Origin of the sequence: Enterobacter sp. MGH120 (assembly GCF_001037725.1) — a bacterium.
GTDB lineage: Bacteria > Pseudomonadota > Gammaproteobacteria > Enterobacterales > Enterobacteriaceae > Enterobacter > Enterobacter hormaechei_C.
Window position 1 is genome coordinate 1,359,153 of the sequence record NZ_KQ089940.1, and the last position, 22,701, is coordinate 1,381,853.

Genomic DNA, 22,701 nt, shown 5'->3' on the forward strand with positions numbered 1-22,701 from the left:
AGATGAACAGTGGTTATCTGCATTTTCCGGAATTCGATCCGGTTATTTTCTCAATAGGACCTGTAGCGCTGCACTGGTACGGTCTGATGTACCTGGTGGGCTTCGTCTTTGCCATGTGGCTTGCTGGCCGTCGCGCCAGTCGTCCAGGCAGCGGCTGGACGAAGAACGAAGTGGAAAACCTGCTTTATGCCGGCTTCCTCGGCGTGTTCCTGGGCGGTCGCATCGGTTATGTCCTGTTCTATAATTTCCCGGTATTCCTGAACGACCCGCTCTATCTGTTCCGCGTCTGGGACGGTGGCATGTCTTTCCACGGCGGGCTGATTGGTGTGATCCTGGTCATGGTGATCTTCGCCAGACGCACCAAACGCAACTTCTTCCAGGTGGCTGATTTTATTGCGCCGTTAATCCCGTTTGGGCTGGGCGCAGGGCGTTTGGGCAACTTCATCAACGGTGAACTGTGGGGGCGTGTCGATCCGAGCGTGCCGTTTACCATGCTGTTCCCGGGTTCCCGCGCGGAGGACATCGCGCTGCTGCCTTCGCATCCTGAGTGGCAGTCTATTTTCGATACCTACGGCGTTCTGCCGCGCCATATGTCACAGCTCTATGAGCTGGCGCTGGAAGGCGTGGTGCTGTTCATCATCCTGAATCTGTATATCCGCAAACCGCGCCCAATGGGGGCTGTCTCTGGTCTGTTCCTGATTGGCTACGGCGCGTTTCGTATCATCGTCGAGTTCTTCCGCCAGCCGGATGCGCAGTTTACCGGGGAATGGGTACAGTACATCAGCATGGGGCAGATCCTCTCCATCCCGATGATTGTCGCGGGTGCCATTATGATGATTTGGGCGTATCGTCGTCGTCCACAGCAACAACTTTCCTGAGGAATCATGAAACAGTATCTTGAATTGATGAAAAAAGTGCTCGACGAGGGCACGCCGAAAAACGACCGTACCGGCACCGGTACGCTCTCCATTTTTGGCCACCAGATGCGCTTCAATCTGCAAGAAGGCTTTCCTCTGGTGACAACGAAGCGCTGCCATCTGCGCTCGATCATTCATGAACTGCTCTGGTTCCTGCAAGGCGATACCAACGTTGCTTATCTGCATGAAAACAATGTCTCCATCTGGGACGAGTGGGCAGATGAGAACGGCGACCTGGGGCCGGTCTACGGCAAGCAATGGCGCGCGTGGCCTACCCCGGACGGCCGCCATATTGACCAGATCACGACCGTCATGAACCAGCTGAAAAATTACCCGGACTCGCGCCGTATTATTGTTTCTGCCTGGAACGTGGGGGAACTGGATAAAATGGCGCTGGCGCCTTGCCACGCGTTTTTTCAGTTCTACGTGGCGGACGGCAAGCTCTCCTGCCAGCTCTATCAACGCTCCTGCGACGTGTTCCTCGGCTTGCCGTTTAACATCGCCAGCTACGCGCTGTTGGTGCACATGATGGCGCAGCAGTGCGATCTTGAAGTGGGCGATTTTGTCTGGACGGGCGGTGATACCCACCTCTACAGCAATCATATGGAACAGACGCATCTCCAGCTGACGCGCGAACCGCGTGCATTGCCGAAGCTGGTGATCAAACGTAAACCGGAATCGATCTTCGATTACCGTTTTGATGATTTCGAGATTGAGGGTTACGACCCGCATCCCGGCATTAAAGCTCCTGTCGCCATCTGATACGGCAAATCCTGACACAACCGGTGCTCTTTAGCGCCGGTTTTTTTTCACGCCCGTTTTGTTTTTCGAGCCTGTTTCCAGAGACGATGCAACGCGTTGCAACGGGTGAAAATCTCCTGAAAGCGGCTCGTAAAGTTCTGGTTTGACGCTCGCACCGTTTTTGCTATTCCGCCACACTCCCGCCATGAAAAACGAACAAGGCTTTACGCTTATCGAAACCCTTATCGCCGTTTCGCTGACAGTGATCCTCAGCGCCACAGGGCTCTATGGCTGGGACAGCTGGCAGCAGCGGCAGCGGCTTTGGCAAACCGCCTGCCAGGTGCGGGATTACCTGGTGTTTTTGCGCAATGACGCCAACCGTCACAACAGCGAGCACAGGATCGCGCTGCATAACGACGGTGAAAAGGAGTGTCTGGCCAGTTCAGCGGTGACCGGTTGTGACAGCGGCGGACCGTTCGTGATGAAGCCGATGTGGCCCGAGGTCACGATAAGCGACATAACCCCTGCGCTGGGATTTTACGGTTTAAGGGATACCGCATGGGCCGGACATATCCGCGTGCAGAGCCGCGCTGGTGGGTGGTGGGTTATTGTCTCAAATGGCGGACGTATCAGGCTGTGTAATGCCGCAGGAGAAGGTGCATGCCAGTAAATCGAAAAGGGTTTTCCCTGCTGGAAGTGCTTATTGCGATGACGATAAGCAGCATTCTGTTACTCAGCACGTCACGTTTTTTACCGGGGCTACAGCGGGGTGTTTTACTGCAATCCGGACAGCAGGAGCTGGAGGATGAGGTCTGGCAACGTCTGTTCGCGATCGGTAAACAGTTTCAGAGGGCAGGATATTGTGCAGGGCATTGCCAGGGGCAGGGGATGATCATCGGCAGGCAAGGACGATGTGCGATTGTGCTATGGGATGCGAACAGCAACGGCCAGTGGGATAGCACCGCGTCAGAAAACGACAGTACGGGATTCCGGCTTGAGTCCGGATCGCTTGAAACTCTGCGGGGCGCCACATCCTGTGACGGTAAGGGATGGGATAAGCTCACCGACCCGGATCGGGTCCTGATAGAGCAATTTATGGTCACTAAAACCGATCATGATGGCTTTGCGCCGGTCATCAGTATCGAGCTGCGTGCCCGCCGTAAAGGTGAACTGACCGCACCCTTTTCGGCTCGCCATACCGTAACGGGGTTTAATCTGTGAATCGTCAGCGGGGCATGTCATCGCTGGCGCTGGTCCTGCTGTTGCTGGTGCTCGGCACGCTGATCCTCACCGGATTAAATCAGCAGCTGCAAACCTTTAGCACGCTGGTAAGTGGCGAGAGTTTGTCTGTTCGCCAGCAGGCTGCCGTGCAATCTGCACTGGAGTGGGGGCGCGTTCAGGAATGGGTTTTACAGCCAGAGGTTCAGTGCAAACAGACACAACGTTTGCGGGTCTGTATAAGGCTGTTTGGGGCGCGTGTGTTGCTTATTGCCGGCAATGACAATCTATTGCTATGGCGAGGCGGGGACATCTCGGAGGGGCAGATACGCTTTTCCGCCCACGGCTGGAGTGATTTCTGCCCCCTTAAGGAAAGTACGCTATGTCAGTTACCCTGAGCAGACAAAAAGGATTTAGCATGGTTGAGGTTTTGCTGGCAATGATGTTGCTGGTTGTGGTTGTGATGGCGTTATCCGGCTATCATCGCGCGCTGGCAGCCCGGTATGCGGCGCTTAGCCAGTATCGTCAGCTATGGCATCATGCGTGGAATCAGTCGCAGATCTCAACATTAACGCTCCCGCCGGGCTGGCAGGTCAGTCGGGGGCAGACAACACAGTCCGGATGTGTCAGCATCACGGTCACACTTATTTCTCCTATGGGGCGGCAGGGCGCGTTGACGCGTCTGCATTGCCCGGTTAGCCGCTAGTCGGGAGCGTTTATGCTAAGGGTTTACCACTCAAATCGTCTGGATGTGCTGGAAGCACTGATGGAGTATATCGTTGAGCAAGAGCGTCTTGACGATCCGTTTGAGCCAGAAATGGTGCTGGTGCAGAGCACCGGTATGGCGCAGTGGCTGCAAATGTCCCTTTCGCAGAAATTTGGCATTGCGGCGAACATCGATTTTCCGCTGCCCGCGAGCTTTATCTGGGAGATGTTTGTTCGCGTCCTGCCGGATATTCCTGAGCAGAGCGCCTTCAACAAACAAAGCATGGCCTGGAAACTGATGACGCTGCTGCCGGACATGCTGGCGCATGATGAGTTTGCCATGCTGCGGCACTATCTGAATGACGACACCGACAAGCGTAAACTTTTCCAGCTTGCCTCACGTACTGCCGACCTTTATGACCAGTATCTGGTTTACCGTGCAGAATGGCTGATTCGCTGGGAAGCGGGAGAATTAGTCGATGGGTTACCGGAAGCGCAAATCTGGCAGGCGCCGCTCTGGAAAGCGCTGGTCGAGCATACCGGGAAACTCGGTCAGCCTAAGTGGCACCGTGCTAACCTGTACGATCGCTTTATCTCAATACTTGAGAACAGCGCAGAACGGCCAGCCCGTTTGCCGTCACGCGTGTTCATTTGCGGTATCTCCGCGCTGCCGCCTGTCTACCTGAACGCGCTAAAAGCGCTCGGTAAGCATACTGATATCCATATCCTCTTTACCAACCCGTGTCGACACTATTGGGGGGATATTCAGGATCCGCGCTGGCTTTCACGGCTGGTCACCCGCCAGAGAAAGCGCCTCTTTGAGGAACGCGCCGTGCCGCTGTTTAAAGACAGTGAAAATGCGGCGCAGCTTTTTGATGAAGAGGGGTTTCAGAACCTGCCGAACCCGCTGCTTGCCTCGTGGGGCAAGCTCGGACGCGACTATATTTATCTGCTTTCTGAAATCACCTCCTCGGGAGAAGGGGATGTGGATGCGTTTGCGGATATTACGCCGGACAGCCTGCTGCACAATATTCAGCTTGATATTCTGGATTTGGAAAACCGTGCCGTTGCCGGGATCACCGCCGAGGAGTTTGCGCGAAGCGACAATAAGCGAAAACTGGATCCTGACGATCGCAGTATCGCGATCCACGTTTGCCACAGCCCACAGCGTGAAGTTGAAATTCTTCATGACCGCCTGCTGGCCATGTTACAGGACGATCCAACCCTGACACCGCGCGATATCGTGGTGATGGTGGCGGATATCGACAGCTACAGCCCGTTTATTCAGGCGGTATTTGGCAGCGCAACGGGCGACCGCTATCTGCCCTACGCAATCTCTGACCGTCGCGCTCGTCAGTCACACCCGGCGCTACAGGCCTTTCTCAGCCTGCTTTCGCTGCCTGATAGCCGGTTTATCTCTGAGGATGTGCTGGCACTGCTGGATGTGCCTGTTCTGGCCGCACGTTTCAACATTAACGAAGAGGGGTTGCGCTATCTGCGCCAGTGGGTCAACGAATCCGGTGTCCGCTGGGGTATCGACGATGATAACGTCCAGGAGTTTGAACTGCCTGCGACCGGCCAGCATACCTGGCAGTTTGGCCTGACGCGCATGCTGCTGGGGTATGCGATGGAGAGCATCCACGGCGAATGGAATGACGTGCTGCCGTACGATGAGTCCAGTGGGTTAATCGCGGAACTGGTTGGTCACTTAGCCTCGCTGCTTATGCAGCTCAACCGCTGGCGCCGTGCGTTGATGCAGCCCCGCCCGCTCGAAGAGTGGCTGCCGATTAGCCGCGAAATGCTGAGTGATTTCTTCCTGCCGGACAGCGAAACTGAAGCGGCCATGGCGCTTATCGAGAAGCAGTGGCAGGCCATCGTTGATGAGGGGGTTAATTCGCACTATCACGAGGCGGTTCCTCTTTCGCTTCTGCGTGATGAGCTGACGCAACGTCTCGATCAGGAGCGCATCAGCCAGCGCTTCCTTGCGGGGCCGGTGAATATTTGTACCCTGATGCCAATGCGTTCAATCCCGTTCAAAGTGGTCTGTCTGCTTGGCATGAACGACGGTATTTATCCGCGTGCGCTTCCACCTCTGGGTTTTGATCTCATGAGCGCACAACCGAAGCGGGGCGACCGCAGCCGCCGCGATGATGACCGTTATCTCTTTCTTGAGGCGCTGATGTCTGCGCAAAGCAGGCTGTATATCAGCTATATCGGTCGTTCAATTCAGGACAACAGCGAGCGTTTCCCGTCTGTGCTGGTGCAGGAGCTGGTGGATTACATCGGACAGAGTCACTATCTGCCGGGCGATGAAGCCTGCAACTGCGACGAAAGCGAACGTCGGGTGATAGCGCATATCACCTGTCACCATAGCCGTATGCCGTTTGATCCTGTCAATTACGTTCCTGATGAACTGCAAAGCTACGCCCGCGAGTGGCTTCCCGCAGCGAAGAAAGCGGGGACGCCGCAAACCGATTTTATTCAGACGCTCGAACCGCGCGTCATAGATACCCTCTCGTTTGATCAGCTACAGCGTTTTTGGGCGCACCCGGTCCGGGCTTTTTTCCAGCAACGCTTGCAGGTGAATTTCCGCTCTGAAGAGAGCGAAATCCCCGATGCGGAACCGTTTATTCTTGATGGGCTGGAGCGTTTTAAGCTTAATTCCCAGCTTCTGAATGCGCTGGTTGACGAAGAAGACGCCAGTAAACTGTTCCGACGTTACAGGGCGTCGGGATTACTTCCGTATGGTGCATTCGGCGAAATCGTCTGGGATGCCCAGTGCGAGGAGATGCGAGCGCTTGCTGACCGCGTTATCGCGTGTCGGCAGCCGGCGAGCAGCATTGAAATCGATCTCGATTGTAACGGTATGCACCTCAGCGGCTGGCTCACGCACGTGCAGTCTGACGGGCTGCTGCGCTGGCGGCCATCCATGCTCAGCGTTTCACATGGCCTGCAACTCTGGCTCGAACATCTTGTCTACAGTGCGAGTGGTCACGAAGGTGAAAGCCGGTTGTTTGTACGTAAGGACGGCGAATGGCGTTTCCCGCCGATGGAGCCTGAGCAGGCGTTGACGTATCTGTCGCTTTATATTGAAGGTTACCGTCAGGGCATGAACAAACCTCTGCTTTTGCTGCCTGAAAGTGGGGGGGCGTGGATAAAAGCCTGTTACGACGCGCAGAATGATGCCATGTTAACGGATGAGGCTTCGCTCCAGAAAGCGCGCAGCAAGTTTTTGCAGGCCTACGAAGGGAACATGATGGTACGTGGCGAAGGTGACGATGTCTGGTATCAACGTTTATGGCGAACGCTGGAGCCAGAATATTTCGACATTATCACCCAGGAGGCGCAACGCTACCTGTTACCGTTGTTCAAATTTAATCAGTCCTGAGTGCTGTATAAAAATTGCGCAGTATGAGGTGTTCATTTATGATGCACCTCTTATCACGGACTGATGTACCCAAAGAAAGAGATGCTGGCGTGTCCAGCACGCACGTTGTTAATGATGTAGCCGTGATAAAGAGGTCGTAATGCCAGGCAGCACTTTGTTCAAAGCGTTTGTTTTGTTTGTCGCCCTTTGGGCTCCCGTCACTCAGGCCGATTCCGGTTGGCAACCTGTCAAGGAAACAATCCGTAAGAGCGATAAGGACACCCGTGAGTATCAGGCGATTCGTCTTGATAACGGGATGACCGTGCTGCTGGTTTCCGATCCTCAGGCGGTGAAATCGCTCTCCGCGCTGGTTGTGCCGGTGGGTTCGCTGGAAGATCCTGACGCCCATCCTGGACTGGCTCACTACCTTGAGCACATGACGCTGATGGGCTCTAAAAAATACCCACAGCCTGACAGCCTGTCCGAATTTCTGAAAATGCATGGCGGCAGCCACAACGCCAGTACCGCGCCGTATCGCACCGCGTTTTACCTGGAAGTGGAAAATGATGCGCTTGATGGGGCGGTGGACCGTCTGGCGGATGCCATCGCCGCACCGCTGCTGGATAAAAAATACGCTGACCGTGAACGTAATGCCGTGAACGCCGAACTGACGATGGCGCGCACGCGAGACGGTATGCGCATGGCGCAGGTTAGCGCTGAAACCATCAATCCGGCGCACCCGGGTTCGCGCTTCTCAGGCGGCAACCTTGAAACGCTGAGCGACAAGCCAGGTAGCCCGGTGCTCGATGCGCTGCATGCGTTTCGTGAAAAATACTATTCCGCCAATCTGATGAAAGCGGTTATCTACAGCAATAAACCGTTGCCGACGCTGGCAAACATGGCCGCGCAGACCTACGGCAGGGTGCCAAATAAAAATATCGATCTGCCGCAGATTAACGTGCCGGTTGTCACGGACGCGCAAAAAGGCATTGTTATTCACTATGTGCCGGCCTTGCCGCGCAAGGTGTTACGCGTTGAATTCCGTATTGATAACAACACGGCGCAGTTCCGCAGCAAAACCGACGAGCTGGTGACGTATCTTATCGGCAACCGCAGCCCGGGTACGCTCTCCGACTGGCTGCAAAAGCAGGGGCTGGTGGAAGGTATTCGCGCTGACTCCGATCCCGTTGTAAATGGGAATAGCGGCGTGCTGGCCATCTCCGCGACGCTGACCGATAAAGGGCTGGCTCACCGGGACGACGTCGTTGCGGCCATTTTCAGTTACCTCTCTCTGCTGCGCGATAAAGGCGTCGATAAACGCTACTTTGACGAGCTGGCGCACGTGCTGGATCTCGATTTCCGCTATCCCTCTATCACGCGTGATATGGACTACGTTGAGTGGCTGGCAGATACCATGATCCGCGTGCCGGTGGAACATACGCTGGATGCGGTAAATATTGCCGACCAGTATGACGCCGGAGCGCTCAAAGCGCGTCTGGCGATGATGACTCCGCAGAATGCCCGCGTCTGGTATATCAGCCCGAACGAACCGCATAACAAAATGGCCTACTTCGTTGATGCCCCGTATCAGGTTGAAAAAATCAGCGAACAGACCTTCGCGGGCTGGCAGAAAAAGGTGGGGGAAATTGCGCTGACGTTACCGGAACTTAACCCCTACATCCCGGACGATTTCTCGCTGATCAAACCCGCAAAGGCGTATCCGCACCCGGAGCTGATTGTTGATGAGCCGACGCTGCGCGTGGTCTACACCCCAAGCCGCTATTTCGCCGACGAGCCAAAAGCGGATGTTAGCGTGGTGCTGCGTAACCCCAAAGCAATGGACAGCGCCAGAAACCAGGTGCTGTTTGCGCTTAATGATTATCTGGCCGGTATTGCCCTCGATCAGCTCAGCAATCAGGCTGCCGTTGGCGGTATCAGTTTCTCCACTAACGCCAATAACGGCCTGATGGTGAATGCCAACGGCTATACCCAGCGTTTGCCGCAGCTGTTCCAGGCGCTGCTGGACGGTTATTTCAGCTATACGCCTACGGAAGAACAGCTCGAGCAGGCTAAGTCCTGGTATGCCCAGATGATGGATTCTGCCGAGAAGGGTAAAGCCTACGATCAGGCGATTATGCCAGCACAGATGCTGTCGCAAATTCCGTACTTCCAGCGCGAAGATCGCCGCGCGTTATTGCCCTCAGTCACCTTAAAAGAGGTGCTGGCTTACCGTGATGCGCTGAAAACCAATACCCGTCCTGAGTTCCTGATTGTAGGGAATATGAGCGAAGATCAGGCTAAAACGCTGGCGCAAAACGTCCGTGCGCAACTGGGTTCAAAAGGCGATGAGTGGTGCCGTAACCAGGATGTGCTGGTAGAGAAAAAACAGAACGTGATCTTCGAAAAAGCGGGAAGCAGCACGGATTCCGCGCTGGCCGCGGTGTTTGTCCCTGTCGGTTATGACGAATTTACAAGCTCAGCCCAGAGTGCGGTGCTTGGTCAAATTATTCAGCCGTGGTTTTACAACCAGCTGCGCACCGAAGAGCAGCTGGGCTATGCGGTGTTCGCTTTCTCCATGAATGTGGGCCGTCAGTGGGGGCTGGGCTTCCTTCTGCAAAGCAGCGACAAGCAACCCGCTTACCTGTGGCAACGTTATCAGGCGTTCTTCCCGCAGGCGGAAGCAAAACTGCGCGCCATGAAGCCGGAAGAGTTTGCCCAGATCCAGCAGGCGGTTATCGCCCAGGTGATGCAGCCGCCGCAGACGCTGGGTGAAGAGGCCTCGCAGCTGAGCAAAGATTTTGATCGCGGTAATATGAAATTTGATTCGCGTGATAAAATAGTGGCCGAAATAAAACAGCTGACGCCACAAAAGGTTGCCGATTTCTTCCATCAGGCGGTAGTAAAACCGCAGGGTATGGCCATCCTGTCTCAGGTTTCTGGCAGCCAGAACGGGAAAACGGACTACGTAAAATCAAAAGAGTGGACCGTCTGGAAGAGCGTCAGCGCGCTGCAACAAACTATGCCCTGGAGTAAGAAAGAATGACCCATACCGCTGAGCCGCTTGATCCCCTAAGTTTACCTCTACAGGGTGAGCGACTGATTGAAGCCTCAGCGGGAACGGGAAAAACCTATACCATCGCCGCGCTCTATCTGCGTCTGCTGTTGGGGCTCGGCGGCAACGCCGCTTTTTCGCGCCCGTTAAGCGTGGAAGAGCTGCTGGTGGTAACCTTCACCGAAGCGGCCACTGCCGAGCTGCGTGGCCGTATTCGCAGCAACATTCATGAGCTGCGCATCGCCTGTCTGCGTCAGACGACGGATAACCCCCTCTATGCCAGCCTGCTGGACGAGATTGCGGATAAGCAACAGGCTGCGCAATGGCTGCTGCTGGCCGAGCGGCAAATGGATGAAGCGTCCGTTTTCACCATTCACGGTTTTTGTCAGCGCATGCTGAGCCTGAATGCGTTTGAATCCGGCATGCTCTTTGAGCAGCAGCTTATTGAAGATGAATCCGAGCTTCGCTATCAGGCCTGTGCGGATTTCTGGCGTCGTCACTGTTATCCGTTGCAGCGCGACATTGCCGAAGCTGTTCACGCCCTGTGGAAAGGTCCGGAAGAGCTTCTTCGCGCTATCGACCGTTACCTGCAAGGCGAAGCGCCGGTCATTAAATCTCCGCCGCCTGCCGATGAAACGCTGGCCTCGCGCCATGAAAAGATCGTCGCTAAAATTGCCGCGCTTAAGCAGAAGTGGAATGAGTCGGTTGGTGAAATCGATACAATCATCGAAAACTCAGGCATCGACAGACGCAAGTTCAACCGTGGGAACCAGGGGAAGTGGATCGAAAAGATCAGCGCCTGGGCCCAGGAGGAGACGCGGGGCTACCAGCTTCCGGACGCGCTGGAAAAATTTTCGCAGCGCTTTTTGACTGAGCGAACCAAAGCCGACGGCATTGTGCCTGAGCATTCCCTGTTTGTGGCGATTGATGCGCTGCTTGCGGAGCCATTAACGCTCAATGACCTGATGATCACACGCGCCATGACGGAGATCCGCCAGGCCGTCGCGCGCGAAAAACGTCGCCGGGGCGAGCTGGGGTTTGATGACATGCTGAGCCGCCTGGACGAGGCGCTGTCCAGCGAGAATGGTGAAGCGCTCGCCAGCGCGATCCGTACCCGTTTTCCGGTGGCGATGATTGACGAATTTCAGGACACCGACCCTCAGCAGTACCGCATTTTTCGCCGCATCTGGCGACAGCAGCCCGACACTGCCCTGTTGTTGATAGGCGACCCTAAACAGGCGATTTACGCCTTCCGTGGGGCAGATATCTTCACTTATATGAAAGCCCGTAGTGAGGTTGTCGCGCATTACACGTTAGACACTAACTGGCGTTCCGCGCCGGGGATGGTTAAGAGCGTCAATGCGCTGTTCAGCCGTATGGAGACGGCGTTCATGTTCAATGAAATCCCTTTCCTGCCGGTGAAATCCGCCCCAAAAAACGCATCCCTGCGCTTCGAAGTCAGTAGCGCGGTGCAACCCGCCATGACCTTCTGGCTGCTGGAAGGGGAAGGCTATGGGGTTGCCGACTATCAGGCGGCGATGGCCCAGCACTGCGCCGCGCAAATCCGTGACTGGCTGAGCGCAGGCGCGCGCGGCGAGGCGCTGTTGTGGAAGTGGGAACAGGCGAATCCTGTTAAAGCCTCTGATATTACCGTGCTGGTGCGCAGTCGTCAGGAAGCGGCGCTAATCCGCGATGCGCTAACGCTGCTGGATATTCCGTCAGTGTATCTTTCTAACCGCGACAGCGTGTTCGACACGCTGGAAGCCCAGGAAATGCTCTGGCTGCTTCAGGCGGTGCTGGCCCCGGAGCGCGAAAATACGCTTCGAAGCGCGCTGGCCAGCTCTATGCTGGGGTTGAACGCGCGCGATATAGATGAGCTCAACCATGACGAAAACGCATGGGATGCGGTGGTGGAAGAGTTTGTCCATTACCGTGAACGCTGGCAAAAACGCGGCGTCATGGCGATGCTGCGCGAATTGATGACGCGGCGTCAGATTGCCGAAAATATGCTGGCGTCATCCGGCGGTGAAAGGCGTCTTACCGATATTTTACACATCAGCGAACTGTTGCAGGAAGCCGGCACCCAGCTTGAAAGTGAACATGCCCTCGTGCGCTGGCTGGCGCAGCAAATCGCGGATCCAAACAGTAACGCCTCAAGCCAGCAGATGCGTCTTGAGAGCGATAAGCATCTGGTGCAAATCGTCACCATTCACAAATCGAAAGGTCTCGAGTATCCGCTGGTCTGGCTGCCCTTTATCGCTAACTACCGCGTTCAGGATCAGGCCTATTATCATGATCGCGAGACTTTCGATGCGGTGCTCGATCTCAGCAAGGCGGAAACCAGCGTTGAGCTGGCGGAAGCGGAGCGTCTGGCGGAGGATTTGCGCCTGCTTTACGTGGCGCTGACCCGTTCTGTCTGGCATTGCAGCCTGGGCGTCGCGCCGGTTTTCCGCCGTCGCGGGGAGAAAACAGGGGAGAGCGATTTCCATTTAAGCGCCTTAGGGCGGCTTATTCAGCGTGGTGAGCCGAAAGATGCGGCGGGGTTGCGCCTCTGTATTGAGTCGCTTTGCGGAGACGATATCGCCCTCCATATCCCTTCTCTGCCAGACAACAGCCGCTGGGAAATGGCGCAAGAGCCCGCGACCGATCTTAACGCGCGCCAGATCACACGGGTGCTTGCCGACGACTGGCGCGTCACCAGCTATTCTGGCCTGCAACAGCACGGGCAAAGTATTGCGCAGGATCTCATGCCGAAGCTGGACGTGGATGCCGCAGGGGTGGGCGATGTTCCGGTTGAACCGACGTTAACTCCACATCAGTTCCCACGCGGCGCGTCGCCGGGCACCTTTTTGCACAGCCTCTTTGAAGAGCTTGATTTCACCCAGCCTGTCAGTGAGGAGTGGGTGCTGAAGATGTTGCAGAGTGGAGGCTATGACGCGCACTGGCAGCCCGTTCTCACTGACTGGATCAGCGCCATTTTGCAGGCGCCGCTGACGTCGCAGGGCTTCTCTCTTCGCCAGTTAACGGCAAGAAATAAGCAGGTTGAGATGGAGTTTTATCTGCCTGTCGCAGGCCCGCTTAAGGCCGACGCGCTCGATGCGCTTATCCGTCAGTACGATCCGCTGTCAGCTGGTTGCCCGCCGCTGAACTTCCGTCAGGTACAGGGCATGCTGAAAGGGTTTATCGACCTGGTCTTCCGTCACGAAGGACGGTACTACCTGCTGGATTACAAATCGAACTGGCTGGGCGAGAACAGCGAAGCCTATACCCAGCAGGCGATGGCGGCAGCCATGCAAATGCATCGCTACGATCTGCAATATCAGCTCTATACCCTGGCGCTGCACCGCTATTTGCGCCACCGTATTGCGGATTACCGCTACGACGATCATTTTGGCGGCGTCATCTACCTGTTCCTGCGCGGGGTCGACGCTGCCGATCCGCGCTCCGGGATCTTCAGTACTCGTCCGGATGCGGAATTGATTAATAAAATGGATAACCTGTTTGCAGCAAACACGGAGGAGATGGCATGACGATGCAGGACTTATTGCTGGATGCGGTAGAGCAACGCGTGCTGCGTCAGCTGGACGTGCAGTTTGCCATGATGATTGCCGCTGACCAGCCCGCCGTGATGCTTGCCGCTGCCCTGTTGAGTAAAGACGCCGGAGAGGGGCATGTGTGTCTGCCGCTCTCGCGTCTGGTGGTTGACGAGAAAATGCCGCCTGTCCTCCAGTCCTGCTTTGCGCTGCTGGGGGAAAGGGTGGACTGGCAGAAAATCTTGCGTGAATCGTCAGCCGTCGGGCCGGGAGACAACCAGGCACCGCTGATCCTGACGGGGGAGCGCTTATACCTGAACCGCCTGTGGCGAAACGAACTGACGGTAGCGCGTTTCTTTAGTGAGACCAATGCGCCGCTTCCCTGCGACGAAGCACAGCTTCGCCAGACGCTGGACAGGCTGTTTGACTCCGGTGAGGCCACAGACTGGCAGAAAGTGGCGGCAGCCGTCGCCCTGACGCGGCGGATCTCGGTGATATCCGGCGGCCCGGGAACGGGGAAAACAACGACCGTCGCAAAGCTGCTGGCAGCCCTGATACAGCTTTCAGGCGAGCAGCGATGCCGTATTCGTCTGGCGGCGCCCACCGGGAAGGCCGCGGCGCGTCTGACCGAATCACTGGGCGGTGCGATGCAACGGCTGCCGCTCACCCAGGAGCAGCTTGCGCTTTTCCCGGGTGAAGCAAGTACTCTGCACCGTCTGCTCGGCGCGCAGCCGGGTAGCCAGCGGCTGCGCTACCATGCGGGCAATCCGCTGCATCTGGACGTGCTGGTGGTAGATGAAGCCTCCATGATCGACCTGACCATGATGTCGCGCCTGATCGATGCGCTGCCACCCCATGCGCGCGTGGTTTTCCTGGGCGATCGCGACCAGCTCGCCTCTGTAGAAGCCGGGGCGGTACTGGGGGATATCTGTACCTACGCCAGTTACGGTTATACCCCCGCGCGGGCGCAGGAGCTCGCCCGTCTGACCGGTTGCTCGCTTGAACCCGATCACACGCCGATCGCGGGCGCACTGCGTGACAGCCTGTGCCTGCTGCAAAAAAGCTACCGTTTCGGTAGCGACTCCGGCATTGGCCAGCTGGCTGCGGCGGTCAACCGTGGCGACAGGCACGCCACGCGCACGGTGTTTGACGGTACCTTCACTGACATTGAAAAGAAATCGCTGCAAAGCGGGGAAGAGTATCAGGCTATGCTTGAGGAGGCTCTCCAGGGATACCAGCATTTTCTGAGCTGCGTGCAGCAGCGCAGTCAGCCCGGGCAGGTCATCGCCGCATTTGGCGAATACCAGCTTCTGTGCGCATTGCGGGAAGGGCCGTTTGGCGTCGCGGGCCTGAACGACAGGCTGGAGCAGCTGCTGGTGCAGAAACGCAAAATTAACCGTCAGCTGCATTCGCGATGGTATGAAGGCCGGCCAGTGATGATCTCCCGCAACGACAGTGCGCTGGGGCTGTTCAACGGGGATATCGGCATTGCGCTCGATCGCGGTAACGGTCTGCGCGTCTGGTTCCAGCTACCGGACGGTAGCGTGAAGTCCGTCCAGCCCAGCCGCCTGCCAGAGCATGAAACGGCATGGGCGATGACGGTACACAAATCTCAGGGCTCCGAGTTCAACCATGCGGCGCTGATCCTGCCGACCCAGCTGTCGCCGGTTGTGACCCGCGAGCTGGTCTACACTGCCATTACCCGTGCGCGCCAGCGTCTTTCACTGTATGCGGATGAGCGCGTGTTGAGTCAGGCGATTGCCACCCGTACCGAGCGCAGAAGCGGATTAAGCGTGATATTTGAATCTGTCTGAGTGAACGCCCTCTCCAGCAGGAGAGGGTGACTGTTATCCCAGGTCCGCCATTAACACCTTCGAGCGGCGCTGGTAGTTGTACATCTCTTTCTTACTTTCCGGCAGGGAATCAATATCCACCGGCGTGAAGCCGCGCTCCTGGAACCAGTGAATGCTGCGCGTGGTAAGCACGAACAGCTTGCTCAGACCCATCTGGCGCGCCTGTGCCGCCACGCGTTCAAGCAGCAGTTCCCCCCGTGAGGAGCTACGGTAATCAGGATGCACGGCGACGCATGCCATTTCGCCAATCTGCTCTTCCGGGAACGGATAAAGCGCCGCACAGGCTATGGTCAGGTTATCGCGCTGAATGATGGTGAACTTGTCGATCTCCATCTCCAGCTGTTCGCGGGAGCGGCGAACCAGAATGCCCTGTTGTTCCAGCGGACGGATCAGCTCCAGAATGCCGCCGATATCGTTGATGGTGGCACGGCGGATCTGCTCGGCGCTCTCCATGACGATCTGCGTACCGATCCCGTCCCGGGAGAACAGCTCCTGCAACAGCGCGCCGTCTTCCTGATAGCTGATCAGGTGGCTCCGGCGCACCCCGCTACGGCACGCTTTAACGGCGCCGCGCAGAAAACGCACGGTACCGGAATAGTAATCGCCTTCTGCTTCCAGCGCTTCGACGCGCGCCTGGGCTTCATTCGGAAAAAGTTCTGGCACAATCACGCCCTCATCGTTCACGACACCCTGTGAGGAGCAAAAGCCGATCATTTTTTCCGCTTTCAGCTTGATGGCCAACTGGGTGGCAATCTCTTCTGAGGTCAGATTAAAACTTTCACCCGTTACGGAGACGGCAACGGGTCCCATCAGGACGATCGCGCCATTATCTAACTGGCGGTGAATGGCTTCTTCATCAATACGGCGGATGCGGCCGCTGTGGCAGTAATCCACGCCATCGTCCACGCCGAGCGGCTGAGCGATGATAAAGTTGCCGCTCACCACGTTGATGTGCGCGCCCTGCAACGGCGTATTATTCAGGCTCATCGACAGGCGGGCGGTGATATCGAGCTGCAACAGACCCGCCGCCTGTTTGACCAGCTCGAGGGTTTTCGCATCCGTCACGCGCGTGTGTTTGTGGTAGATCGGCTCATGGTGATGGGCGGCCAGGTTGGCTTCGATTTGCGGACGTGCGCCATACACCACCACCAGACGGATGCCGAGGCTGTGCAGCAGGCCGATATCATTGACGATGCTGGAAAAGTTTTCATGCTCAATGGCTTCGCCGCCAAGCATGATGACAAACGTTTTTCCCCGATGGGTGTTGATATAGGGAACAGAATGGCGGAATCCCTGGACCAGTTCGGTTCTGCGTTCCTTAACCATGACACAACCCTTAGTGAATGTTTATTCGTAATTTCTGTATTTTTATTCGATTGTGGCCGCGTGTGCAAGCCTAAATTTTCTGCGACCCACAGAAAATAATAAGTAATCCGTGCGTTAACGTATGATTGTTTACCCTTTTATAGATGACAGTTTATGCGTCATTCGTTAAAGTTTTCGGTCAATTTGGGCGTTTTGTTCATCAATCAGATTTCTTGCTCGGGAGAAGCATGTCGGGATCCAATTCAGCAATAAGCCGCCGCCGCCTGTTAAAAGGGGCCGGGGCGATGTGGTTGCTTAGCGTCAGCCAGGTGGGTCTTGCCGCCACAAGCCAGGTAGTCGCGGTGCGCGTCTGGCCGTCGTCGACCTATACGCGCGTGACGGTCGAGTCCAATCGCGTGCTGAAATACAAGCAATTTGCCCTCAGCAATCCTGAACGTGTGGTGGTTGATCTCGAAGGTGTAAACCTCAACTCCGTGCTTAAAGGCATGGCAGCTCAGATCCGTGGCGACGATCCCTTTATCAAATCGGCGCGCGTCGGGCAGTTCGATCCGCAAACCGTGCGCATGGTGTTTGAGCTGAAGCAGAACGTGAAACCTCAGCTCTTTGCCCTTGCGCCTGTAGCCGCCTTTAAGGAGCGTCTGGTGATGGATCTCTATCCGGCGAATGCGACGGATATTCAGGATCCGCTTCTGGCATTACTTGAGGATTACAACAAAGGCGATCTCGACAGCCAGGTTCCGCCAGCGCAAAGTGGCCCACAGCCGGGCAAGGCGGGGCGCGATCGCCCGATTGTGATCATGCTCGATCCTGGCCACGGCGGAGAAGATTCCGGCGCCGTCGGGAAATATCGCACCCGCGAAAAAGATGTGGTGCTGCAAATTGCCCGTCGTCTGAAGGCGTTGATCGACAAAGAGGGCAATATGCGCGCCTACATGACGCGCAACGAAGATGTCTTTATCCCGCTGAAGGTCCGCGTGGCAAAAGCGCAAAAGCAGCGCGCGGATCTGTTTGTCTCTATTCACGCGGATGCCTTCACCAGCCGCCAGCCGAGCGGATCTTCAGTGTTTGCCCTGTCAACGAAAGGGGCGACCAGTACCGCCGCGAGATACCTGGCGGACACGCAGAACGCCTCGGATTTAATCGGTGGCGTGAGCAAAAGTGGCGACCGTTACGTCGACCATACGATGTTTGATATGGTGCAGTCGCTGACCATTACCGACAGCCTGAAGTTTGGTAAAGCGGTGCTGGGCAAGCTGGGCCGGGTCAACAAGCTGCACAAAAACAGCGTCGAGCAGGCCGGATTTGCGGTCCTGAAAGCGCCAGATATTCCATCCATTCTGGTCGAAACCGCGTTTATCAGTAACGTGGAAGAGGAACGTAAGCTCAAGACGGCTAAATTCCAGCAGGAAGTGGCGGAGTCGATTCTGGCGGGGATCCGGGCCTACTTCTCAGACGGGGAAACGCTGGCGCGGCGGGGGTAGGGCATTAAGCCGGGTATCATGCCCGGCATTTTCACAAACGCCAGATACAAAAAAACACCCTTCAGGGTGTTTATTGTTTTAAGAAGTGTTGGTTGCGGGGGCCGGATTTGAACCGACGACCTTCGGGTTATGAGCCCGACGAGCTACCAGGCTGCTCCACCCCGCGTCCGTGGAAGCGCACTATACTCGGATAGGTTTGTGATGCAACCCCTTTTTCACATAATTCATTATTTTGTATGCAAAATGAACGGCAAAAGCCACTTTGGACTATTTTTTGTGCAGAATTTGCCAAAGGGAAGGTGATTGCATTTCATTAACACGGTGGGTTTGTTATCTTCATCTCGCGGAATTGGGCAACTAAAAGACGAGATATAATGAAAGGACGTTGGGCGAAGTATCTGATGACAGGCGCAATGGTGGCGATTCTTGCGGCCTGCTCTTCCAAACCGACCGATCGCGGTCAACAGTATAAAGACGGGAAGTTATCCCAGCCTTTCTCTTTAGTTAACCAGCCAGACGCCGTGGGCGCTCCGATCAATGCCGGAGACTTCTCCGAGCAGGTCTACCAGATCCGCACTGCTTCTCCGCGTTTATACGGTTCGCAGAACAATGTCTATAGCGCCGTCCAGGACTGGCTGCGTGCAGGCGGTGATACCCGCAATATGCGCCAGTTTGGTATCGATGCCTGGCAGATGGAGGGGGCGGATAACTACGGTAACGTCCAGTTCACCGGTTACTACACCCCGGTTGTCCAGGCGCGACACACACGCCAGGGCGAGTTCCAGTATCCCATTTACCGTATGCCGCCGAAACGCGGTCGTCTGCCGTCCCGCGCCGAGATCTACGCTGGCGCGCTGAGCGAAAATTACGTGCTGGCCTACAGCAACTCCCTGATGGACAACTTCATTATGGACGTGCAGGGCAGCGGCTATATTGATTTTGGCGACGGCTCGCCGCTGAACTTCTTTAGCTACGCCGGGAAAAATGGCCATGCCTATCGCAGCATCGGTAAGGTGCTCATCGACCGTGGCGAAGTGAAACGAGAAGATATGTCGATGCAGGCGATCCGCGAGTGGGGCGAAAAACACAGCGAAGCGGAAGTGCGTGAGCTGCTTGAGCAGAACCCATCGTTTGTCTTCTTCAAACCGCAGAACTTTGCGCCGGTGAAAGGGGCGAGCGCCGTCCCGCTGATTGGCCGCGCTTCTGTAGCATCGGATCGTTCGATTATCCCGGCAGGTACTACACTGCTGGCGGAAGTTCCACTCCTCGACAACAACGGCAAATTCAACGGCAAGTATGAATTACGCCTGATGGTGGCGCTGGACGTGGGTGGGGCGATCAAAGGCCAGCACTTCGACATTTATCAGGGCATCGGCCCGGATGCCGGCCATCGTGCAGGCTGGTATAACCACTACGGACGCGTGTGGGTGCTGAAGGCAGCGCCGGGTACCGGAAACGTATTCAGCGGCTGATTGTGGTATTCTGAGGGCAAGACGGATTACGGTTCAGGGTGAGGAATACCTCACCCTTTTTACATCTGAGGTTTTATGTCTGTGGTAATCAGCGATGCCTGGCGCCAGCGTTTCGGCGGCACGGCACGGTTATATGGTGAAAAAGCCCTGCAACTGTTCGCGGATGCGCATGTCTGCGTGGTGGGCATTGGTGGTGTGGGTTCATGGGCGGCAGAAGCGCTGGCGAGAACCGGCATTGGCGCAATTACGTTGATTGATATGGATGACGTCTGCGTCACTAACACTAACCGTCAGATCCACGCCCTGCGTGATAACGTCGGTCTGGCGAAGTCCGAGGTGATGGCGGAGCGTATTCGTCTCATCAACCCGGAGTGTAGGGTGACGGTGATCGACGACTTTGTGACGGCAGATAACGTCGCGGAGTACATGAGCAAAGGCTACAGCTATGTGATTGATGCCATCGACAGCGTGCGGCCAAAAGCGGCGCTGATCGCTTACTGTCGTCGTTACAAGGTGCCGCTGGTGACAACGGGCGGCGCGGGTGGACAAATTGATCCGACGCAGATCCAGGTGGCGGATTTGGCGAAGACCATTCAGGATCCGCTGGCCGCTAAGCTGCGCGAGCGCTTAAAAAGCGACTTCAACGTGGTGAAAAATAGCAAAGGCAAGCTGGGCGTGGACTGTGTGTTCTCGACAGAAGCGCTGGTTTATCCGCAGGCGGATGGTTCGGTCTGTGCAATGAAAAGCACGGCGGAAGGGCCAAAGCGGATGGATTGTGCCTCAGGGTTTGGAGCGGCCACCATGGTGACCGCCTCCTTCGGCTTTGTGGCGGTCTCTCACGCCCTGAAGAAGATGATGGCGAAGGCGGAACGTCAGGCCTGAGCCTGACGGGCGGCATCCAGTACCGCGTCGTTTAGCGCAATCAGTCCCTGACCGCGCGAGGCGCTAAGCTGCGCGCGAAGTCCCAGCTCATCAAACAGCGCCAGCGGAGAATGCGCCAGCAGTTCTGCGGCGCTTTTCCCTTCGATTGCGGTCAACAGCACCGCCAGCAGACCGCGAACAATGCGTCCCTCGCTGTCGCCGAAGAAATGCAGTTTCTCACCGGATACGCTAAACCCAAGCCAGACGCGGTTCTCGCAGCCTGCGATCTCCTTCGCCTGTGATTTCAGCTCGTCTGACAGCGTGGGCAACTGTTTACCCAGCAGGATCAGCTGACGATATTTATCTTCCCACTGCGTGAGCGGGACGAAGGTCTGTTTTAACGTCTCTTCAGTAATAACGGTGCCGAACGGGTGTCCGGCTAAAGCTGAACTTGTCATTAATCCACCAGTAATTCCAGGGCGCGGTCGACGGCGGAAACCAGCGCATCGACGTCGCTTTTTGTATTGTACGGTGCAAACGAGGCGCGCAGGGTACCGCTCACGCCAATAGCCGCCAGCAGCGGCTGGGCGCAGTGCTGTCCGGCACGCAGGGCAATGCCATATCCGGCAAGCAACGTCACCATGTCGCTATGGTGCACGCCCGCGAAATCAAAGGCGAGCAGGCTGGAGTCCTGGACGCGGAACGAGCGAAAACCCGGACGTTTTTTCAGTTCTTCTTCCGCCAGCGTCGCCAGACCCCGGCTCCAGCTTTCAGCCTGAACCACGTCCGTTTCTGCCAGCCATTCGAGCGCTGCGCTCAGACCGATAACCCCGGCCACGTTTGGGGTACCGGCTTCCAGGCGGTAGGGTACATCCTGCGTTTTAAAACCGTCGAAGGTGACTTCGGTAATCATCTTGCCGCCGCCGAGCCACGGCGTCATCCGGGCCAGCAGTTCAGGTTTTCCGTACAGCGCGCCGATACCGGTTGGCCCGTACAATTTGTGTCCTGAGAAGGCATAGAAGTCGATATCCAGCGCCTGAACGTCAGCCGGAAAATGCACCACACCCTGCGCACCGTCGACCATCACCACCACGCCGCTGGCATGGGCAATCTCAATGGCACGCGCCAGATCCGGGCAGCCGCCGGTGACGTTGGACATCTGCCCCAGCGCCAGAATACGGCTGCGCGGCGTAATCAGCTCAGGCAGACGCGCCACGTCAGGCAGGAAGCCCGCACCCAACGGGAGCTTTACAACCTGTGCCCCGGTTTGTTCGGCCACCATCAGCCAGGGTACCAGGTTGGCGTGGTGTTCCGCCTCGCTAACGATGATCTCATCCCCGGGCTGCAACAGCGGACGCGCGTAACATTGCGCCACCATGTTAATGGCCTCTGTGGTGCCCCGCGTCCAGACGATGTTCTTACCGCTGTCAGCATTGATCAGGCGCGCGACCTGATCCCGTGCGGCTTCGTATTGCGCCGTTAAGCGCTGCGCGTCGGCATACTGGCTGCGGTGCACGTTCCCGGCGCTCAGGCTGTAAAACTGGCGGGTTGCCTCAATCACCGCCTGCGGTTTAAGGGCCGTGGCGGCGCTATCAAGATAAATGCCGGCATCGGCCAGCGCAGGAAACTGTGCGCGAAACTGCGCAGGACTGAAAGCGTTCATGGAATTCCTCATATCGATTCTACGATCGTCGCGCAAATTCATCGGCAGGGCAAGGAAGTTGATATCTATCAGATTTGTCTGCTTATCCTGGCGAGTCTGAAAAAGCAGGTTATGCTAAATAGTGTTAGGCGGATGTTTTAGCCTGTTATAAATCGAGGTTTGAATAGCATTAATTGCTAAAGGAGATAATCATGAAAAAGACAGCTGCAATCATTTCTGCCTGTGCGTTGACCTTTGCCCTGAGCGCCTGTTCTGGTAATAACTACGTAATGCATACCAACGATGGTCGATCTATCGTCTCTGAAGGGAAACCGACAACCGATAATGATACCGGGATGATTTCTTACAAAGATGCTAACGGGAACAAACAGCAGATCAACCGCAGTGATGTGAAAGAGATGAAGGAAATCGAGCATTAACAGTTAGATAAGCGAAAAAAAAGCACCGCAAGTTGGCGGTGCTACATTAATCACTATGGACAGACAGGGTAAATGTACAGGAAGTGAAAAATT

17 protein-coding genes and 1 tRNA gene are annotated in these 22,701 nt (G+C 56.3%); 14 read left to right on the plus strand and 4 right to left on the minus strand.

All coding sequences use genetic code 11. The annotated features are described in order from the left end of the window. The first annotated feature begins 2 nt into the window (after positions 1 to 2). The 10 genes from lgt to recD all read left to right on the plus strand — a co-directional run bounded on the left by lgt (position 3) and on the right by recD (position 15,347). Positions 3 to 878 carry a prolipoprotein diacylglyceryl transferase gene (gene lgt, locus SK54_RS06495; protein ID WP_003862787.1) on the plus strand — a complete coding sequence of 292 codons (876 nt, stop codon included), beginning with the start codon at positions 3 to 5 and terminating at the stop codon, positions 876 to 878. A 6-nt stretch (positions 879 to 884) separates the two neighbouring features. Further along, positions 885 to 1,679 carry a thymidylate synthase gene (gene thyA / locus SK54_RS06500; protein ID WP_048246925.1) on the plus strand — a complete coding sequence of 265 codons (795 nt, stop codon included), beginning with the start codon at positions 885 to 887 and terminating at the stop codon, positions 1,677 to 1,679. Between the two features lie 184 nt (positions 1,680 to 1,863). Then, positions 1,864 to 2,328 carry a prepilin peptidase-dependent protein gene (locus tag SK54_RS06505; RefSeq protein ID WP_047726665.1) on the plus strand — a complete coding sequence of 155 codons (465 nt, stop codon included), beginning with the start codon at positions 1,864 to 1,866 and terminating at the stop codon, positions 2,326 to 2,328. Beyond that, positions 2,319 to 2,879, plus strand: coding sequence for a prepilin peptidase-dependent protein (locus tag SK54_RS06510; RefSeq protein ID WP_032619109.1), 561 nt, complete (start codon positions 2,319 to 2,321; stop codon positions 2,877 to 2,879). Before SK54_RS06505 ends, SK54_RS06510 begins: the two co-directional genes overlap by 10 nt. Further along, a complete protein-coding gene (locus SK54_RS06515) occupies positions 2,876 to 3,274 on the plus strand; it encodes a DUF2509 family protein (RefSeq protein WP_033487600.1) in 399 nt (132 codons plus the stop codon). The genes SK54_RS06510 and SK54_RS06515 overlap by 4 nt, the downstream gene beginning before the upstream one ends. Continuing rightward, positions 3,259 to 3,582, plus strand: a complete 324-nt coding sequence (locus SK54_RS06520) for a prepilin-type N-terminal cleavage/methylation domain-containing protein (protein WP_023295356.1) — start codon at positions 3,259 to 3,261, stop codon at positions 3,580 to 3,582. Before SK54_RS06515 ends, SK54_RS06520 begins: the two co-directional genes overlap by 16 nt. A 12-nt stretch (positions 3,583 to 3,594) precedes the next feature. Then, positions 3,595 to 6,969, plus strand: a complete 3,375-nt coding sequence (recC, locus tag SK54_RS06525) for an exodeoxyribonuclease V subunit gamma (RefSeq protein ID WP_048246927.1) — start codon at positions 3,595 to 3,597, stop codon at positions 6,967 to 6,969. 139 nt (positions 6,970 to 7,108) lie between these two features. Further along, positions 7,109 to 9,991, plus strand: a complete 2,883-nt coding sequence (gene ptrA, locus SK54_RS06530; RefSeq protein ID WP_045333550.1) for a pitrilysin — start codon at positions 7,109 to 7,111, stop codon at positions 9,989 to 9,991. After that, entirely contained in the window at positions 9,988 to 13,530 is a 3,543-nt protein-coding gene (gene recB, locus SK54_RS06535) for an exodeoxyribonuclease V subunit beta (RefSeq protein WP_048246929.1), read from the plus strand. Before ptrA ends, recB begins: the two co-directional genes overlap by 4 nt. Then, the gene (recD, locus tag SK54_RS06540) at positions 13,527 to 15,347 is read left to right on the plus strand and encodes an exodeoxyribonuclease V subunit alpha (RefSeq protein WP_045340072.1); all 1,821 of its coding nucleotides are present in this window, start codon (positions 13,527 to 13,529) and stop codon (positions 15,345 to 15,347) included. The genes recB and recD overlap by 4 nt, the downstream gene beginning before the upstream one ends. Before the next feature lie 33 nt (positions 15,348 to 15,380). Here the strand turns inward: recD and argA are convergent, their stop codons facing one another. Next, a complete protein-coding gene (argA, locus tag SK54_RS06545) occupies positions 15,381 to 16,712 on the minus strand; it encodes an amino-acid N-acetyltransferase (RefSeq protein WP_015571744.1) in 1,332 nt (443 codons plus the stop codon). 227 nt (positions 16,713 to 16,939) lie between these two features. On the opposite strand from argA, the gene amiC reads away from it, so the two are divergent. Continuing rightward, positions 16,940 to 18,193 carry an N-acetylmuramoyl-L-alanine amidase AmiC gene (gene amiC / locus SK54_RS06550; RefSeq protein WP_017382840.1) on the plus strand — a complete coding sequence of 418 codons (1,254 nt, stop codon included), beginning with the start codon at positions 16,940 to 16,942 and terminating at the stop codon, positions 18,191 to 18,193. 89 nt (positions 18,194 to 18,282) lie between these two features. Here the strand turns inward: amiC and SK54_RS06555 are convergent. Then, a tRNA-Met gene (locus SK54_RS06555) sits at positions 18,283 to 18,359 on the minus strand. A gap of 208 nt (positions 18,360 to 18,567) precedes the next feature. On the opposite strand from SK54_RS06555, the gene mltA reads away from it, so the two are divergent. Both mltA and tcdA read left to right on the plus strand, forming a co-directional pair. Beyond that, complete coding sequence (mltA, locus tag SK54_RS06560) at positions 18,568 to 19,665, plus strand: murein transglycosylase A (protein WP_015571742.1); 1,098 nt, start codon at positions 18,568 to 18,570, stop codon at positions 19,663 to 19,665. 75 nt (positions 19,666 to 19,740) lie between these two features. Continuing rightward, entirely contained in the window at positions 19,741 to 20,547 is an 807-nt protein-coding gene (gene tcdA, locus SK54_RS06565; protein WP_006811804.1) for a tRNA cyclic N6-threonylcarbamoyladenosine(37) synthase TcdA, read from the plus strand. On the opposite strand, the gene csdE is transcribed toward tcdA, so the two are convergent. Beyond that, complete coding sequence (gene csdE, locus SK54_RS06570) at positions 20,538 to 20,984, minus strand: cysteine desulfurase sulfur acceptor subunit CsdE (RefSeq protein ID WP_017382839.1); 447 nt, start codon at positions 20,982 to 20,984, stop codon at positions 20,538 to 20,540. The genes tcdA and csdE overlap by 10 nt on opposite strands. Further along, on the minus strand, positions 20,984 to 22,189 hold the full coding sequence (gene csdA, locus SK54_RS06575) for a cysteine desulfurase CsdA (protein WP_048246931.1): 1,206 nt from the start codon (positions 22,187 to 22,189) through the stop codon (positions 20,984 to 20,986). The genes csdE and csdA overlap by 1 nt, the downstream gene beginning before the upstream one ends. Before the next feature lie 191 nt (positions 22,190 to 22,380). Between csdA and SK54_RS06580 the strand changes: the two genes are divergently transcribed. Then, complete coding sequence (locus SK54_RS06580) at positions 22,381 to 22,608, plus strand: YgdI/YgdR family lipoprotein (protein WP_015571738.1); 228 nt, start codon at positions 22,381 to 22,383, stop codon at positions 22,606 to 22,608. Positions 22,609 to 22,701: the final 93 nt, after the last annotated feature.

Excerpts from the sequence above, each read along its gene's own strand:
- amiC (WP_017382840.1), top strand. The coding sequence starts at position 16,940 with ATGTCGGGATCCAATTCAGCAATAAGCCGCCGCCGCCTGTTAAAAGGG.
- recC (WP_048246927.1), top strand. The coding sequence starts at position 3,595 with ATGCTAAGGGTTTACCACTCAAATCGTCTGGATGTGCTGGAAGCACTG.
- argA (WP_015571744.1), bottom strand. The coding sequence starts at position 16,712 with ATGGTTAAGGAACGCAGAACCGAACTGGTCCAGGGATTCCGCCATTCT.
- SK54_RS06520 (WP_023295356.1), top strand. The coding sequence starts at position 3,259 with ATGTCAGTTACCCTGAGCAGACAAAAAGGATTTAGCATGGTTGAGGTT.
- csdA (WP_048246931.1), bottom strand. The coding sequence starts at position 22,189 with ATGAACGCTTTCAGTCCTGCGCAGTTTCGCGCACAGTTTCCTGCGCTG.
- recD (WP_045340072.1), top strand. The coding sequence starts at position 13,527 with ATGACGATGCAGGACTTATTGCTGGATGCGGTAGAGCAACGCGTGCTG.
- SK54_RS06510 (WP_032619109.1), top strand. The coding sequence starts at position 2,319 with ATGCCAGTAAATCGAAAAGGGTTTTCCCTGCTGGAAGTGCTTATTGCG.
- mltA (WP_015571742.1), top strand. The coding sequence starts at position 18,568 with ATGAAAGGACGTTGGGCGAAGTATCTGATGACAGGCGCAATGGTGGCG.
- csdE (WP_017382839.1), bottom strand. The coding sequence starts at position 20,984 with ATGACAAGTTCAGCTTTAGCCGGACACCCGTTCGGCACCGTTATTACT.
- SK54_RS06580 (WP_015571738.1), top strand. The coding sequence starts at position 22,381 with ATGAAAAAGACAGCTGCAATCATTTCTGCCTGTGCGTTGACCTTTGCC.
- SK54_RS06505 (WP_047726665.1), top strand. The coding sequence starts at position 1,864 with ATGAAAAACGAACAAGGCTTTACGCTTATCGAAACCCTTATCGCCGTT.
- ptrA (WP_045333550.1), top strand. The coding sequence starts at position 7,109 with ATGCCAGGCAGCACTTTGTTCAAAGCGTTTGTTTTGTTTGTCGCCCTT.
- thyA (WP_048246925.1), top strand. The coding sequence starts at position 885 with ATGAAACAGTATCTTGAATTGATGAAAAAAGTGCTCGACGAGGGCACG.
- lgt (WP_003862787.1), top strand. The coding sequence starts at position 3 with ATGAACAGTGGTTATCTGCATTTTCCGGAATTCGATCCGGTTATTTTC.
- tcdA (WP_006811804.1), top strand. The coding sequence starts at position 19,741 with ATGTCTGTGGTAATCAGCGATGCCTGGCGCCAGCGTTTCGGCGGCACG.
- recB (WP_048246929.1), top strand. The coding sequence starts at position 9,988 with ATGACCCATACCGCTGAGCCGCTTGATCCCCTAAGTTTACCTCTACAG.